Raw genomic sequence first — 15,324 nt, 5'->3', positions numbered from 1 at the left:
GCTCCGATCGGCCACGCTCACCCCGGGGACGGAGCCGCCCGCCGCTTCTCGACATCACGCCCCGGGCGGCTCCCGTGCCACTAGAGTCTCCCCGGGCGCTGCGTGTGTCGCGCGTCACAAAAGTGGGTCGTACTGGTGGGGTCGTACAAGGGGGGTCTTGTGCACGACATGGTCAAGGGCGCCAACGTGGGGTTGGCGTCGCTGAGCGAGAACGTCGACGCGGTGATCGTGAGCCTGGGGTGGGCCAGCCCGACGGGCGAGGGCGATGCCGATGTGTCGGTGCTGCTGCTGGACGCGAACGGAAAGGTCCGTGACGACGCCGATTTCTACTTCTACAACCATCCGGTCGCCCCGGACGGCAGCGTCCAGTTGCTGGGGAAGGTGCCGGTCGGCGAGGGCAGCGAGGACCGGATCGGCTTCGATCTGACCGCGATCCCGGCCGAGGTGGACCGGATCGTCGTCGCCGCGAGCCGCTACGAGGGCGCCCGCTTCGACGAACTCGAGGACCTGCGGGTCACCCTCGCCGACGGATCGGGCGAGGACCTGCTCCGGTTCGCCGTGGACGACCCCGGGGCGGTGAGCGCGTTCATCTTCGGGGAGCTGTACCGGCGCGGGGACGACTGGAAGTTCCGGGCGGTCGGACAGGGCTACGCCAGCGGTCTCGCCGGTCTCGCCACGGACTTCGGCGTCGACATCGACGACGACGCGGAGGCCGAGACGGCGGCGGAGGCACAGGCCGAGGCCGAGGCACAGGCGGCCGCCGAGGCGGCGGAAGAGGGCACCTCGACCGAGACCGAGACCGAGACCGAGACCGGGGCTGAGGCCGAGACCGGGGCTGAGGCCGAGATCGGGGCCGGGGCCGCGTCCGGAGCGCACCCGGCCCCCGCCGCCCCCGGGGAATCGGAACCCCCGCTGCCCGCCCCGCCCCCGGACGCCCTCCCCGCGCTGCCCTCGCCGCGCCCCGCAGGAGACGACGGGAAGCCGCCCAAGGCCGCCGCCCGCCCCCGCACCGCCCGCAAGAAGGTCACGCTCCCCAAGGCGGTGAAGAAGTCCCTCGCGGAGAACGACTCCTGGAAGGGCGCCCGGCTCTTCCCCGTCTCCGCGCTGAAGAGCGACCGGGACCGCGAGACCCGGGCGACCTCGGTCCTGCTGTCCGTGATGGCGCAGGTCCCGGAGTTCGGGCGCCGGCTCACGGCCGCCTTCGGCGCGCCCACGGGCCGGATGGAGACCTTCACCGAGGTCTCCCTGCCGCACGGCGACACCCCGAGGCGCCCCGACGGGATCATCCGGGTGGAGCGCGCCGGAAAGCTGTGGACCGCGCTCGTCGAGACCAAGACCAACGGCAACCCGCTCAGGTCCGAGCAGGTGCAGGCGTACATGGACATCGCCGCCCGGCGCGGCTACGAGGCGGTCATCACCCTCTCCAACGACGTCGCCCTGGAGGGCAGCCCGCTGGTCGACGTGAAGATCGACGGGCGGCGCAAGCACAAGGTGGCCCTGCGCCATCTGTCCTGGGCCGAGGTCGCCCACCAGGCGCAGTTGCTGATCCGGCACGAGGGCGTCGGCAACAGCGCCCACGCCTGGCTGCTCCAGGAACTCCTGCACTACCTCCAGCACGACAACTCCGGCTGCCACGGCTTCCAGAACATGGGCGCCGCCTGGGTGCCCGTCCGCAAGGGCATCGAGGACGAGACCCTGTGCCAGGGCGACCCGCGGGCGCTGGAGGTGGTGGAGAGCTGGGAGCGGCTCGTCCGCCAGGTGTCCCTGGGGCTCGGCGGTGAACTCGGCCAGAAGGTCCTGCCCGTCCAGCGCGCCCGGCGCGGCACCGACCCCGGGGCCCGGCGCGCCCGGATGGCCGACGAACTGTGCGCCGAGGGCAGGCTGCGGGCGGAACTGCGCATCGAGGGGGCACCGGGTGTCCTCGCGGTCGGCGCCGATCTGCGCACCGGGCGGCTGCGCACCTCCGTCGAGATCCCGGCACCCGAGCAGGGCTACCCCCTGACCTGGGCGAAGCGGCTCGTGCGGCGGCTGGCGGAGGCGCCGGCGGACCTTCATGTGGAGACGCTGGTGGAGGAGGGCGCGGGTCCGCGCGGCACGCTGGAGCGGCTGCGCCCGGAACCCGCCGATCTGCTGCCCCGGAGCGGCGCGCGCATCACCGGCTTCCGCCTCACCCTCTTCAAGGGCATGGGCAACGGCCGCGGCAGCGCCGAGACCGGGTTCATCCGCAGTGTCGACGACGCCGTACAGCGCTTCCACGGGACGGTCCTCACGCATCTCGATCCTCCTGCCGTACGGCGGCCGGCCGCCGTGGAGCCGGCGGCGGGGGGCTGACGAACACTCATCGTTTCCCGGGGGCGGATCGGTTCACGGCTCACTCGCAGGGGTGGTGTTTCGCGGGAGTTCGGGGCAACAGGCAACCCTCGCAAGCCCTTTGCCTCTCTGACAGGGTGCTCACAGTTTCGGCCGGGGCGCGTGGGGACGCGTTCGTGCGATGGCCGGGGTGGGCTGTCCGGTCCGCTGCCACTGACCATGGCACTCGCAGACGAGGAACCGATGACCAGACCGCAACACCGCAAGGGAATCAGGCGCGGGGCGTTCGCCGCGGGGGCCGCGCTGACCGTCGTCGCCGCCGTCGCCGGGGCCGCCCCCGGTGCCGGCGCGGCGCCGGCCACGCCCGGCAAGCCGGTGCTCAAGCTCGTGGCCGCGTCCACGGCCGTGACCCTCGACCGCTGGGAGGGGGAGCCCGGGGTCTTCCTGGACCTCGGCACCTACGTCACCGTCGACAAGGCTCCGCTGGAGTTCAAGGTGACGCGCAAGTCGTACAAGGACCCGGTGGTCGCCCAGCAGATCCTGCGCGACGGCACCCGGACCACGACGAAGACCCTGCCCGCCGGGACCGTCAAGGACTTCTCCGGGCTGCCCGGCTTCCTGGAGGTGTCCATCAAGGACGCAGCCGGCGCCGAGGTCCAGAAGACCACCGGCACCTTCTGTCCGAACAACGCCTCCGGCCGGCTCCGCCCGGACGCCCCGGCCACCTCGCACTATCCGCAGAGCTGCCCCGGCAACCCCTTCACGCTCGGCTCCGTCTGGGGCGTCGAGAAGGGCTGGGCGGCCAACACCACCGCCGTCGACTACGACCACCCGGTCGACCTGCCGGCCGGCGAGTACACGGCCAAGGTGTCCGTGGCCAAGAAGTACCGCGACCTCTTCGGGATCCCCGACACCCGGCCCACCATCAAGGTGACGGTCCGGCAGGTCGGCGAGGGGGAGGGCGGCGGAGAGGGCGGCGCCGGTGCCGCCGGCCGTTCCTCCATGGCCCATGGCGGTGCGCACGCCGGTGGGCACGGCGGTGCTCACTCCCAGGGCGGCGGGCATCACTACGGCCCCCGCGGCGCCGACGCCCCGACCCCCGGTGCCCTCTCGCACGCGCTGGAGGACCGCGGCCTCGCCCACCACCTGGGCGACGGCCCCGGTCACACCGACGGCTCCCGGGTCTCGCCCGCGCTGAAGGCCGCCGCCAAGCGGCCCACCGGCCGGGCCTCCGTGCCGGCCGACGCCCCCAAGCCCGACCTGCGCTCGCTCCCGGCCTGGGACATCGCGGTCACCGACGGCGAGGACGGCGACGCCCCCGGCAAGGACTACCTCGCCTTCAGCGCCAACGTGTGGAACGCGGGACCCGCACCGCTCGTCGTCGACGGCTTCCGCAAGCCCGGCGCCGGCCTGATGGACGCCTACCAGTACTTCTACGACGCCAAGGGCAAGCAGATCGGCTACACGCCCACCGGCACCATGGAGTGGGACCCGCGCATCGGCCACGAGCACTGGCACTTCACGGACTTCGCCAGCTACCACCTGCTCGCCGCCGACAAGAAGGAGATCGTCAAGAGTGGCAAGGAGGCGTTCTGCCTGGCCAACACCGACGCGATCGACTACACGGTGAAGAACGCCAACTGGCACCCCTACAACACCGATCTGTCGACCGCCTGCGGCCAGCAGAACTCCATCTCGGTGCGTGAGGTCCTCGACGTCGGCTCCGGCGACACCTACACCCAGTACCGTCCCGGCCAGTCCTTCGACATCACCGACCTGCCGAACGGCACGTACTACATCGAGGTCGTCGCCAACCCGGCCAAGCGGCTGAAGGAGACCAACCTCAAGAACAACGTGTCGCTGCGCAAGGTCGTCCTCGGGGGCACCCCGGGCGCCCGCACGGTGAAGGTCCCGCCGTTCGACCTGATCAACGCCCCGTGACACACGGTGACACGCCCTGAGGGCACGCCCGCCGTCCCGGTCCCGCACCGCGCGGGGCCGGGACGGAGGGCGCCCCTGGCCCCACGTGCCGAACACCACATTCGGGCAACCGTTCTGATGTTCCGTGAGTCTCCTGAGTCGTCCGATGCTCTCGGGACGTATGTCACGTCGCGTGCAAGGTTCCGACGTCCGGCGGTGACCGAAGCCGACGATCCGAGCACGGTGTACGGGGTGAGACGGCCGATGCGGAGGAGCGAACGCCGGTGAGCGGAACGAGAAGGCGGGGTCATGCTCCGGCGGGTCGCGGCGCGGCCCGAAGGACCGGCAGCGGCGGTACCGGCGGCACCGGAACGGGCGGTCGCGGCACCGGCGGCACGCGGCTCACCCGGCGGGGAAAGATCCTCGCCTGGGGCGCCGGAGTGACCGCCCTCGTCGTCCTCGGCATCGGCGGCGTCGGGGCCTGGATCTACCAGGACCTCAACGACAACATCAGCGCCGCCGACGTGGACGACAAGCTCGGCGGCGACCGGCCCGAGAACCTCAGCCCGGGCTCGAAGAACATCATGCTGGTCGGCTCCGACAGCCGGGACGGCGCCAACGCCAAGTACGGCAAGGACCTGACCACCATGCAGTCGGACACGCTGATGGTGCTGCACATCCCGGCCGACCGGAAATGGGCCGCGGTGGTGTCCTTCCCGCGCGACTCCTATGTGCAGATACCCGCCTGCCAGATGGGCGACGGCAAGACGTCCTCCCCCCACAAGGGCAAGATCAACGAGGCGTTCGCCATAGGCGGCATCAGCGGCGACGTCGCCGAGGCGGCCGCGTGCAGCATCAAGACCGTCGAGGCCCACACCGGACTGCGCATCGACCACTTCATGTCGATCGACTTCTCCGGCTTCAAGGGCATGGTCGACGCGCTGGACGGCATCGAGGTCTGCCCCGAGCAGCCCATCAAGTCGGACAAGGCCAAGCTGAACATGAAGGCCGGCTGCCAGACCGTCGACGGCGAGACCGCCCTCGGCTACGTCCGGGTGCGCTACGGCGTCGGCGACAACTCCGACATCGGCCGCATCGGCCGCCAGCAGGAGTTCATGGACGCCCTCGCCGGGAAGGCGCAGAAGAAGCTCACCAGCCCCGACGCGCTGTACGGCTTCATGCAGGCCGCGACCAAGTCCCTCACCGCCGACCCCGACCTGGCCGGCATCAAGCAGCTCTACGGCCTGGCCGACGAGCTGAAGGGCATCCCGAGCGACCGGCTGTCCTTCCTCACCGTGCCCAACTACCCGCGCGAGGCCGACGTACCGACCGACAAGGCCAACGTCGTCTGGCAGTACCCGCAGGCCACCGACCTGTTCACCGCGCTGGCCCGGGACAAGGAGACGACCAAGGCGGAGCTGAAGGCGGACGTCGAGGACCTGCTGTACGCCTCCCAGGTGAGGGTCCAGGTCCTCAACGGCACCGGCATCGGCGGCCGCGCCGCCGCCGTCGCGGACAAGCTGCGGCTGGCCGGCTACACCGTCGCCGGCACGGGCAACGCGCCCGCCTCCGTGGCGAAGACGACCGTCACCGCCCCGCCCGGCCTGGAGCGGCAGGCCGCGGCCATCGCCTCCCGGCTGCCCGGCGTCAAGGCCACGGCGGATCCGGCGGCCGCCGCCGGGGTCGTCACCCTCACCGTGGGCCCCGAGCTGAAGACCGGCGACGTCGCCTGACGTGCGGACGGGGCTTGCGCCGAGATCCCGGTCGTACTTATGATCAATCTCGTTGAGCCGGTCACCGGGACACAGAAAAACGGTGAACGCCCTCTGCGTTGGTGGTCCAAGTAAGACGCCCCGCTTCCTGCGGGGAAATGCAGGTGCAAGCCCTGCCCGGCGCTCCAGAAGAACGAGTCCCATCCCGTGTCAGGCGGGGTGGGACTCGTTCGTTGTGCCCGACTGTCGGTGGCGGGCCGTACGGTCGGGCCCATGAACGACGAGACACGGACCTGGGCGGACGTCCGGCGGCGCGTGACGGAACTGGGCGCGCGGCCGGCCGGCGGTGACGTCTTCGGGGCGCACGGCCACGGGTGGGAGCTGGCCGACCCGCTCACCGAGGCGCAGCTCACCGACCTGGAGACCCAGCTCGGGGTACGGCTGCCGGAGCAGTACCGCTCCTTCCTGTGCGAGGTCGGAGCGGGTGGCGCGGGCCCGGCGTACGGCGTCTTCCCGGTCCGGCGGGTGGACGGCCGCTGGCGCTGGGAGGGCGACGGCGCGGACCTCGCCGACCTCACCCTGCTGTCCCACCCGTTCCCCGAACACGGCCCGGACCCGGACGTGGTGGCCGCGCTCCTCGCCGAACGCCCCGACGAGGAGGAGTACGAGGACATTGACGCCTTCGACGAGGAGTACGAGGCGTGGGAGGAACGCTGGTACGAGGGCCCGCTGTTCGCCCCCGAGCGCACGGCCGGGGCGATACCGATCTGCCACCTCGGCTGCGCCCAGCGCGAATGGCTCGTCGTCACGGGCGTCCACCGCGGCACGGTCTGGTCCGACCCCCGAGCCGACGACACCGACCTCGAACCCCTCGGGATGACGTTCGCAGACTGGTATCTGGGCTGGCTGGAGAAAGCGGAGGCGCAGACCGGGGCGTAGTTTATTTCGTAAATTACGAATGCCGATCCGCGATGTGCACCTTTGGCTGAGATGTGCTTGCGGAGTCCCCCGGGTCGGCGAAAGACTTGATGTCGCCGAATGTAGACCGCATTTCCGGCGTGATCGACCAAGGGGGAGTCATCAGAGATCGTGCGAAGATTTCATTAGCGGCTGTGGCGATGTTTGCTGCCGTCGGGGTGACCGCCCCGCCGGCTGCTGCAGAGAGTGGGTCCTCCACTGCGCAGGCAAACGTGGAAACGGCAGCCGCCCGAGTGGTGGTCGGGTGTTACTTCACCGCCAACAGTCCTGGGTAAATAACCCAGTCAACGATCGGGGGGTCAGGGAAGATCGGAGACTGTACAACTCCGAAACCTGACGCGTGCCGCTTTCAGGTGAGCATCATGAGGGGTATCGGCACCGTGGCTCACAAAGACAGCGGTTGGGGCTCGTGCGGCACAAAAATCGTTGACAGCTCCAAGGTGAGCTTGTACTGCGGATAGTGAGCGTCGGGGCGCGGCTCTTTGGCGTTGCTGCCCGCAGGGAAGGGTCGACTTCTTGAGAGAGGCCGGCCCTTCGCTTCACTCCGCCGGTCGGTCAACTTCAGCAAACGCCACCTTTTCCTTGCCTGTGGCTGCTGTCATTTCCTCGTCCAGCTTGTCAGGTTCGGCCTCGAATCTCCTTTCCGCCTCGGCTGCCTCAGCGGGGCTGGATTCAACACAGAATTCGTTTCCTTCGGGGTCGGCCATCACCACAACGCCAATGCCCCATTGCTTTAGAGTCCAACGTTCCTCGACGATGACTGCACCTAGCCTCGTCAATCTCGTGACCTCATCGGCAAGGGACCCCTCCATGGGGGTCAGCCACAAACGGATTCGGGCCCGGGAACGTTCAGAACCACGTTCCTCGACGAGATAGAGCGAAATCGGGGCATCGGAACCCTGGGAGCCAATGTGGACGCCGTCTACGCCTGGCCCCATCGGGGACTCCAGTACAGCGCTCCAAAATTTGCCCAGTTCGATCGGGTCAGTACACTCCAGCTCGACAACACGCATTGATACGCCCATGGTGTTACGGTACTCGATTCCTTGCGCAAAGATCCGAGCATTTAAGCCAAAGGCCAGGAAGACGGCTGGACGGCGTTTTGGAGAACTCCACAGGCATGGACGGAGTTCGTCACGTTCGCCCGGCGGTGAGGGCCTCCTCGATCAGAGCGACCGCTGCCGACGCCCCTCCCGCGCAGGCGAGTTCGGAGCGCAGGGAAGAGATTCCCGCGCGGATCAGCGGATCGGACGTCACCCGCCGTACCGCGTCTCGCAGTGCCGTCGGGGTCGCCTCCTCGCGCGGGAGGTGGACGCCGAGCCGTAGGTCCTCGATCTGACGGGCGTTGACGCGTTGCTCGGCCATCTGCGGGACCGCCACCATCGGGACGCCGTGCTGGACGGCCTCCATCGTGCCGCCCATCCCCGCGTGCGTGACGAACGCGTCCGCGTGGGCGAGCACGGCGAGCTGCGGCACCTGCTCGCGCACCTCGAAGTTGGCGGGGAGAGGCCCGAGTTGGGACAGGGGCACGCCTTGGCCCACCGCCATCACCACATGGTGCTCCCCGTCCGCGAACGCCTCCACGCACGCCCGGTAGAAATCCGGCCGCCGGGTGAACTGCGAGCCCAGGGAGATCAGCAGCACCCGCGCGTCCGGGGACGGCGGCTGCCAGGACCCCTGGTACGAACGGTCGTCCAGGGCCGGACCGACGTAGGCGACCCGCCGCGCCCGTACCGTCTCCGGGCGGCGCTGGAAGGCGCGGGGCAGCGTGGCGATCGCGTAGGGCGGGGCCTCGGTCCGCCGGATGTGGGAGCTGTCCAGGCCGCGGTCGGTGAAGGCGGCCGCGAGGGCGGAGTAGCCGGGCAGGGCGGTCAAGTCCGGGGTGCCGTCGAAGAGTTCCGGGATGATGCCGTCGTAGTTCAGATGGGTCGGGGAGAAGAGAACCGCCGGGATCCCCCACTGCGCGCCGAGGACGAGGCCCGCGAAGCCGTAGACGTCGTGGACGATCAGGTCGGGCCGGTCGCGGGCCCAGGCGCGGGTGAGCGCCGGGAGGGAGCCCAGGGAGACGTGGACGGCCAGGGCCAGGCCCTCGGACAGCCGCTCCGGCGGCTCCGAGCCGTCACCCCGGTCCACCGGGTACAGCACCGGCTCCGCGCCCGCCGCCTTCACCGGGTGCACGAAGTCCTCGGTGATCGCGTACGTGACCCGGTGGCCCCGCCGTACGAGCGCCTCGACCACGCCCAGGGTCGGGTTGACGTGCCCCTGCATCGGCAGGTTGACGAAGGCGATGTGAGCGGGACTCGTGCCAGACACGTTGCGAGGGTCCTGTCCTGTGCGGGGTACGGCGGGCGGTGCGGTGTGGTGCGCGGCTCTGCTCAACGAACCGTCGGACCCGTCCGTGACCCTCCCGCGCCGAAACGTCACTCCATCAGGGAGCACGGGCCTCCGCCGCGTTGACGGCGTGACCGGCGGCCCCGTACGGCAGTTGAGGTATCCGGACCTCACGACAGGAGCCGCCCATGCCCGGATCCGGAGCCCGCCTGCCCTTCATGGAGGAGGGCATGGCCCGCTGGCCGTTCGGCCCGCCCAACGCCGGGGTCGCCCTGGACTTCACGGGCACCCCGCCCACCCCCGCCGAACTGCGGAACCTGGTCGCCGAGCGCTGGGCCGGCGTACCCCGGCTGGCGCGGACGCTGGTCCGTGACCGGCGCGGCGCCCGCCGCCATCGCTGGCTCCCGGCGGACACCCGGGGCGTCGACCCGTCCGCACACCTCCGCCACGACGACGTCACGCTCCCCGACGCCGTCCGCACCTGGTTCCACACCCCGTTCCCCGACGGCCGCCCGCCCTGGAACCTCCACCTCCTGCGCGGCACCGCGGACGGCGACTTCACCCTGCTGTTCCGTATGCACCACAGCCTGTTCGACGGCCGCTCCGTCACCACGCTCCTGCGCGCCCTCCTCGACGGCGCCCCGCCCGTGGACGTCCCGGCGTCCCTCGCGGACCCGGGACCGCTGCGGCGCGTGCCCGTCGGCGGTCCCGGCGTGCTCACCGTCGGACTGCCGGTCCCCCTCCCCGCCAAGGGCGACCGTGCGCCCGCGTACACGGTTGTACGCCTCCCGCCCGACGAGGTCCGGGCCGCCCGCCTCGCGAACGGCGCCGACGGGCACCCCGGCGCCACGACCAACGAGGTCTTCCTCGCCGCCGTCTCGGGCGTCCTGCGGTCCTGCCTCCTCAGGGGCCCGGGCGCCGACCCGGACGACGCCTCCCGTCAGGTCTGGCTCTCCGTCCCCGTCGACCAACGCCCGCCGGACAGCGGCGACTTCCTCGGCAACGCCTTCACGAACGTCCGCGTCCCGGCCCCCGTCTCCCTCCCCGGCCCGGCCGCCCGGCTCGCCGCCTGCGCCGGACTGCTCACGACCACGATCCGACGCCGTAACGCGGTGGAACGGCTCGTCGAGGGCCTCGTCACGGCCCTCCCCGGCACCACCTCGGCGCTGGCCCGCGACCGCCTCTTCGCCCCCGACTACGCGCCCGCCGCCTGTAGTTACGTCCATCTGCGCGAGGGCGGCCGCACCCTCGCCGGGCGGAAGCTGCGCGCGGTGAACCTCGTGCCGATGATCCCGCCGGCCGACACCGTCACCTTCGCCCTGGGCGGCTGCGCCCGCGGCCACACCCTCAGCGTGACGACCAACTCCGGTGCGGAGGACGCCGAGTTGCTGGCGGAGGAGTTCCTGCACGAGCTGCGCTCGCTCGGGCAGGCCGGAAGCGGCGGGTGCTACGTTCCCGGTCCATGAACGACACGGTGTACGTCGGCAACGCGGGCAAGGACGCCGCCCTGGACCGGGGTTGGCTCCTCGGCCACTTCAAGGACCCCGCCGACCCCCGGCACAGCGAGGACGTCGAGATCAAGTGGGGCGTCCACCCGCGCGGCGACGAGCGCGCCCACTGGGTGACCGGCGAGGCACGCACCGCCCTGCTGGTCCTCGTCAGCGGCCGCTTCCGCGTCGAACTCCCCGGCCGCACCGTCCTCCTCGCCGAACAGGGCGACTACGTGGTGTGGGGCCGGGGCGTCGACCACTCCTGGTACGCGGAGGAGGAGTCGGTCGTCCTGACCGTGCGCTGGCCGTCCGTGCCCGGATACGCCACGAGCCCCTGACTCGAACCCCGAGGCGTCACCCCCCGGCCGCCCGCAGCCGCGCGATCCTCCCCCGCACCCGCCGCACCCCGGCCAGAACCGCCCGCAGCGGATCCTCCTGCGGATAGCCCGCCCGGATCTGCCGCCACGTGGGCCGCGGGCACGGCCCCTGCGGGTACTCCTTGAGGAACTTCCGGTACGGCACCTCGCGCGGCACCGGACCCAGCTCCATCCAGTGGTCCTTCCCGGAACGGACGTCCCAGCCGTCGTTGGGCATCCGCACGAACCCGGCCCGCCCGTCCTTGTTCTGCGAGGTGATCTGGAGGACCCGGGCGTGCCCCGGACCGCGTCCCACGACCACGCAGTAGTGCTGGGCCTCCTCGTCACGGTCCCGGAACGGCACCAGCGCCAGCCACACCTCGCCGGGCTGCGGCCGGCCCCGCTCCCAGCGCCGCAGCAGCCGCCGGAAGCCGAACGCGGTCGCCCCCGCCGCCAGGCTCTCGCCGGCCGCCAGCAGATTCCAGTACTCCGTGCCGAACTGCTGCCGCACCCCCAGGGCCGCCGCGAGGCACAGCCCGAGGAGCAGCACCGCCCGCCCGGCCGCCGCCCACAGCATCCCCGGCCTGCGACGGCCCGACGTCCACACGACCACCAGCGCCGCCAGCAGCGAACCCAGGGTCAGCAACGCGGTCTCGCCGAAGCCCAGTTCCTGGGGCGGGGTCTGCGCCGCCAGCAGATCGTGCATCCAGACCGGGAGGACGAGGAACTCGCCGACGACGACGAGGAACAACACGACACCCAGACAGCCGAGCACGGCCGACCCCCCCTGAACTGCGCGATCACAGAAGGGCGTTGACGCGCCCTCCCGGACCGTACCGGCGCGCGGGGAGCGCCCACGTCGGTATAACTACGTAACCGCTTACGGGGTTCCGGTCGGCAGGTCAGGGGCCCGATACGGCAGGCTGGGGCCGTGAGCGACTCCAGTGATCACCTCTTCGTCAAGATCTGCGGGCTGAAGACCGAGCGGGACGTGGACACCGCCGTCGAGGCCGGCGCGGACGCCGTCGGGTTCGTCTTCTCCGCCAGCCCGCGCCGGATCGACCCGGCGACGGCCGCACGGCTGTGCCGCCGGGTCCCGGAGCATGTGCTGACGGTCGGCGTCTTCCGCGACGAGCCGCTGGCCGACGTCCGGTCCGTCGCCGCCGAGGCCGGCATCGGGGCCGTCCAGCTCCACGGCTCCGAGGGCCGCGAGTACTACGACGACCTGGGCGCCGGCGGCTGGACGCTGATCCGCGCGGCGGCCTTCGGCGACTCGGTGCCGCGCTGCGGGGAGATGGGCGAGGACCTGCTGCTCCTCGACGCGCCGGTGCCGGGTTCCGGTGTCGCCTGGGACTGGTCCGGCGGCCCCGCGCCCGCCCCGGGCGAGAAGTGGCTGCTCGCCGGGGGCCTCACCCCGGAGAACGTACGGGCCGCCGTCGACGCGGCCCGCCCCTGGGGCGTCGACGTCTCCAGCGGCGTGGAAGCGACGCGCGGTGTGAAGGACCCGGCCCTGATCAGAACCTTCGTGGCGGCGGCGCGCGGCGGCGCGTGACGCCACGGCGGGCGATCTTCCGGGGACCGCCGCACAATGTGGGTGGCGGAACTGCGTCGGGCGCCCGGGAGGTCGGTGAGATCCATGCCGCCTACGACCTCGCGGGGCCAGGGAGAGCAGGGACGTAGCGAGCGGGGACAGGGGGAGTCCGACGCCGTACGCGATGTCGTGGGGCGTCTGCTCCTCGCCTACGACTCCCTCGACACCGCCACCGTCGAGGCGGCGGTCCGGGACGCGTACGAGGTCTTCCGGGACGCCCGGGTCCGCGCCTTCGTCCCGATCCTCACCGAACGCCGCGCCCGGGCCACCCTCGACGCGTGCCGAGCGGGAGCGGGCGATCAGCCCTTGGCGCCCCGGCTCCGCTCCTCCGCCCGCGCGATCGCCTCCGCCTCGGTCTCGGCCAGCGCGATGGCGAACCCGAACGCCTCGGCGAGATGACCGGCGGCGGACATCACGCGCGCGGTGCCCACCACGGGGGCGATCGCGACCAGGACGTCCTGGAGCCGCTCGACCGTCATCCCGGCCTTGATCGCGGGATCGATGTGGGCCAGGTACGACACCGCCGGGGCGTCCATCGCCACGAGGGCGGCGAGCCGGGTGACGATCAGCGTCTCGTCGTCCAGTCCACACCGTTCGAGCGAGTCGACGGTCATGGCGGCGAGCGTCTCGAGGACGGGCGCCTCGGAATCAGTGGCCATGGGGAGACCTTCCTGTGCGTGCTCGGGGGGATGCATCGGCGATGCCCCTAAACCGTACGAGTCACCCCGGACGCCCGCATTCCGGCTCGGTGGGGATCCCGGCTCAGTGGGACTGGGCGATGTCGACCATCCACGGGATGCCGAAGCGGTCCTTGCACATGCCGAACACATCGCCCCACATCTGCTTCTCCAGCGGTACGGACACCGTGCCGCCGGCGGACAGCTTCTCCCACCAGCCGCGCAGTTCGGCGTCGTCGTCACCGCTCAGGCTCACGGAGAAGTTGTCGCCCACGGTCTGCTCCATGCCCGGCGGTGTGTCGGCGCCCATCAGGGTGAACCCGCCCGGGGTCTCCAGCATGCCGTGCATGATCTTGTCGGCCTCGGGGGTGCCGGCCTGGCCGAAGTCGCCGAAGGTGTTGAGGTTCAGCGTGCCGCCGAAGACCTCCTGGTAGAACTCCATCGCCTGCCGGGCGTCGCCCGAGAAGCTGAGGTAGGGGTTGAGTCGCGAGGCCATGAGAATCTCCCTGAACAGTGCATTTCGGGCTTGCGGGACGGACAGTAGCGCGCGTCTCACGACTCGGCGCGCTCCGCGAGCGTGTGGGCGACGAGGGCGTTGGCGTGACCGTGCCCGAGACCGTGCTCGGACTTCAGCCAGGTCACCAGCTCCATGTGCCGGGTCAGCGGCGAGGCGCGGATGAGGTCCTTCCACTCGGCGATCGGCCGGCCGTACTTCTTCTCGATGGAGGGGAAGTAGCTCGCGGGGCCCTTCACGGCGGCGGTCATGGCAGCGGTTCTCCCGTCGGTTGCGATGTCGGTCGTTCTGTATGACCGGCGTCCGGACGGGAACTCATCGGTGGGGAGAGGAGATGTTCGTGGACCTGGACCTGGACCTGGATCTGGACCCCGACCTCGACCGCGCGTTCGCCGTCGCCACGCAACTGGCCGCCTGGGCGGCGCGGACGATCCGCGACGCCGGGACCGGTGGCGCGTACGGTGCCGCCGCCGTACGTCAGAAGGACGGCCCCGCCGACATCGTCACGGACACCGACGAGGCGGTGGAGACGCATGTCAGGAACGTGCTCGGCGAGGCGTTCCCCGGGCACGGGATCGTGGGCGAGGAGTACGGCACCACCGAGGGCCGTCCGGACGCCCCGCACTGGGTGGTCGACCCGGTGGACGGCACGACCAACTTCGCGCACGGCCTCGGCTGGTGTTCCTTCTCCCTGGGCCTGGCCGCGCCCGACGGCACACCGCTGCTGGGCGTGGTGGCGGATCCGTGGCGCGGCGAGACGTTCACCGCGGTCCGCGGCCGGGGCGCGCGTCTGAACGGCACCCCGGTGCGCGCCGCCGGTCACACCACGCTGACCGGCCATGTCTTTCTCACCGAGTGGGCCGCGCACGCCCACTGGCCGGGCATGGACGCGCTGCTCGCGGAACTGGCGGCCCGCCACTGCACCGTGCGGGTGATGGGCTCGACGGCCCTGTCGCTGGTCCAGGTGGCGGCGGGACGGGCGACGGCGGCGGCGATCGGTGAGTTCCACGCGGTCGACGGGCTTCCGGCCCTGCTGATCGCCCAGGAGGCGGGCGCGCTCGCGCTGCCCGGCCTTCCCGCCCACGACGAGCCCTTGCTGCTGTCGGCGCCGGGCGCGGCGGAGGAGGCGGCGCGGGTGTGGTCCCGCTGTCGGCCCCGCTGACTCGGCACGGTGGGCTCGGTCCGGTGGGCTCGGACGCTACGGACCCGGCTGCCTACCGGCCCCGGGTCAGGCCGCGCCCCTGCCGGAGACCTGTCCTGGCGCGTCGTCGGACGCGAAGGTCTCGTCGTCCCCGAAGTCGGGGGCCTGGAAGGGGTCGGTCGCCGGAGGCGGCAGTACGGCCGCGGTGCGGTGGTGCGCGCCTTCGACAGCGGAGAACAGCGAGGTCAGCTCGATGGGAGTGCTCCCTTTTCGTGTGCGGTGGTGCCGTGGTGCCGTGGTGCGG

15 protein-coding genes are annotated in these 15,324 nt (G+C 71.5%); 9 read left to right on the top strand and 6 right to left on the bottom strand.

Going from position 1 to position 15,324, the window contains the following annotated elements; all coding sequences use genetic code 11:
- Positions 1-168: 168 nt before the first annotated feature.
- From G6W55_RS17400 to G6W55_RS17385, 4 genes are all read left to right on the top strand, one after another.
- On the top strand, positions 169-2,331 hold the full coding sequence (locus G6W55_RS17400) for a TerD family protein (RefSeq protein ID WP_175521872.1): 2,163 nt from the start codon (positions 169-171) through the stop codon (positions 2,329-2,331).
- Positions 2,332-2,553: 222 nt separating this feature from the next.
- The gene (locus G6W55_RS17395; protein WP_254876306.1) at positions 2,554-4,251 is read left to right on the top strand and encodes a lysyl oxidase family protein; all 1,698 of its coding nucleotides are present in this window, start codon (positions 2,554-2,556) and stop codon (positions 4,249-4,251) included.
- Positions 4,252-4,649: 398 nt separating this feature from the next.
- On the top strand, positions 4,650-5,963 hold the full coding sequence (locus tag G6W55_RS17390) for an LCP family protein (RefSeq protein WP_175521871.1): 1,314 nt from the start codon (positions 4,650-4,652) through the stop codon (positions 5,961-5,963).
- Between the two features lie 252 nt (positions 5,964-6,215).
- Positions 6,216-6,881: an SMI1/KNR4 family protein gene (locus tag G6W55_RS17385; RefSeq protein ID WP_175521756.1), complete on the top strand. Its 666-nt coding sequence runs from the start codon at positions 6,216-6,218 to the stop codon at positions 6,879-6,881.
- A 578-nt stretch (positions 6,882-7,459) separates the two neighbouring features.
- Here G6W55_RS17385 and G6W55_RS17380 read toward each other — a convergent pair.
- Positions 7,460-7,945 carry a VOC family protein gene (locus G6W55_RS17380; protein ID WP_175521755.1) on the bottom strand — a complete coding sequence of 162 codons (486 nt, stop codon included), beginning with the start codon at positions 7,943-7,945 and terminating at the stop codon, positions 7,460-7,462.
- 109 nt (positions 7,946-8,054) lie between these two features.
- Complete coding sequence (locus G6W55_RS17375; RefSeq protein WP_175521754.1) at positions 8,055-9,233, bottom strand: macrolide family glycosyltransferase; 1,179 nt, start codon at positions 9,231-9,233, stop codon at positions 8,055-8,057.
- A gap of 206 nt (positions 9,234-9,439) precedes the next feature.
- Between G6W55_RS17375 and G6W55_RS17370 the strand changes: the two genes are divergently transcribed.
- Together G6W55_RS17370 and G6W55_RS17365 are read left to right on the top strand one after the other, a co-directional pair.
- Positions 9,440-10,717 (top strand): wax ester/triacylglycerol synthase domain-containing protein, encoded by a 1,278-nt coding sequence (locus tag G6W55_RS17370; protein WP_175521753.1) that lies wholly within the window; start codon positions 9,440-9,442, stop codon positions 10,715-10,717.
- Positions 10,714-11,079: a signal peptidase I gene (locus tag G6W55_RS17365; RefSeq protein ID WP_175521752.1), complete on the top strand. Its 366-nt coding sequence runs from the start codon at positions 10,714-10,716 to the stop codon at positions 11,077-11,079. The genes G6W55_RS17370 and G6W55_RS17365 overlap by 4 nt, the downstream gene beginning before the upstream one ends.
- A 16-nt stretch (positions 11,080-11,095) precedes the next feature.
- Here the strand turns inward: G6W55_RS17365 and G6W55_RS17360 are convergent, their stop codons facing one another.
- On the bottom strand, positions 11,096-11,872 hold the full coding sequence (locus G6W55_RS17360; protein WP_175521751.1) for a hypothetical protein: 777 nt from the start codon (positions 11,870-11,872) through the stop codon (positions 11,096-11,098).
- Positions 11,873-12,028: 156 nt separating this feature from the next.
- Here G6W55_RS17360 and G6W55_RS17355 point away from each other — a divergent pair, with 156 nt between their 5' ends.
- Positions 12,029-12,649, top strand: coding sequence for a phosphoribosylanthranilate isomerase (locus G6W55_RS17355; protein ID WP_175521750.1), 621 nt, complete (start codon positions 12,029-12,031; stop codon positions 12,647-12,649).
- 36 nt (positions 12,650-12,685) lie between these two features.
- Complete coding sequence (locus G6W55_RS39575; RefSeq protein ID WP_354798518.1) at positions 12,686-13,087, top strand: three-helix bundle dimerization domain-containing protein; 402 nt, start codon at positions 12,686-12,688, stop codon at positions 13,085-13,087.
- Here G6W55_RS39575 and G6W55_RS17350 read toward each other — a convergent pair.
- The 3 genes from G6W55_RS17350 to G6W55_RS17340 all read right to left on the bottom strand — a co-directional run bounded on the left by G6W55_RS17350 (position 12,988) and on the right by G6W55_RS17340 (position 14,130).
- Entirely contained in the window at positions 12,988-13,347 is a 360-nt protein-coding gene (locus G6W55_RS17350; protein WP_030781776.1) for a carboxymuconolactone decarboxylase family protein, read from the bottom strand. The genes G6W55_RS39575 and G6W55_RS17350 overlap by 100 nt on opposite strands.
- Positions 13,348-13,450: 103 nt before the next feature.
- Complete coding sequence (locus G6W55_RS17345) at positions 13,451-13,861, bottom strand: VOC family protein (protein ID WP_175521749.1); 411 nt, start codon at positions 13,859-13,861, stop codon at positions 13,451-13,453.
- Between the two features lie 56 nt (positions 13,862-13,917).
- Positions 13,918-14,130 (bottom strand): DUF4287 domain-containing protein, encoded by a 213-nt coding sequence (locus G6W55_RS17340; protein ID WP_175521748.1) that lies wholly within the window; start codon positions 14,128-14,130, stop codon positions 13,918-13,920.
- Between the two features lie 83 nt (positions 14,131-14,213).
- Here G6W55_RS17340 and G6W55_RS17335 point away from each other — a divergent pair, with 83 nt between their 5' ends.
- The gene (locus G6W55_RS17335) at positions 14,214-15,041 is read left to right on the top strand and encodes an inositol monophosphatase family protein (protein ID WP_175521747.1); all 828 of its coding nucleotides are present in this window, start codon (positions 14,214-14,216) and stop codon (positions 15,039-15,041) included.
- The last annotated feature ends 283 nt before the right edge of the window (positions 15,042-15,324 follow it).

The organism is Streptomyces sp. CAI-85 (assembly GCF_013363615.1).
Taxonomy (GTDB): Bacteria; Actinomycetota; Actinomycetes; order Streptomycetales; family Streptomycetaceae; genus Streptomyces; species Streptomyces antibioticus_B.
Note: the sequence above shows the minus strand (reverse complement) of the source record. Positions and strands in the feature narration are given on the sequence as shown.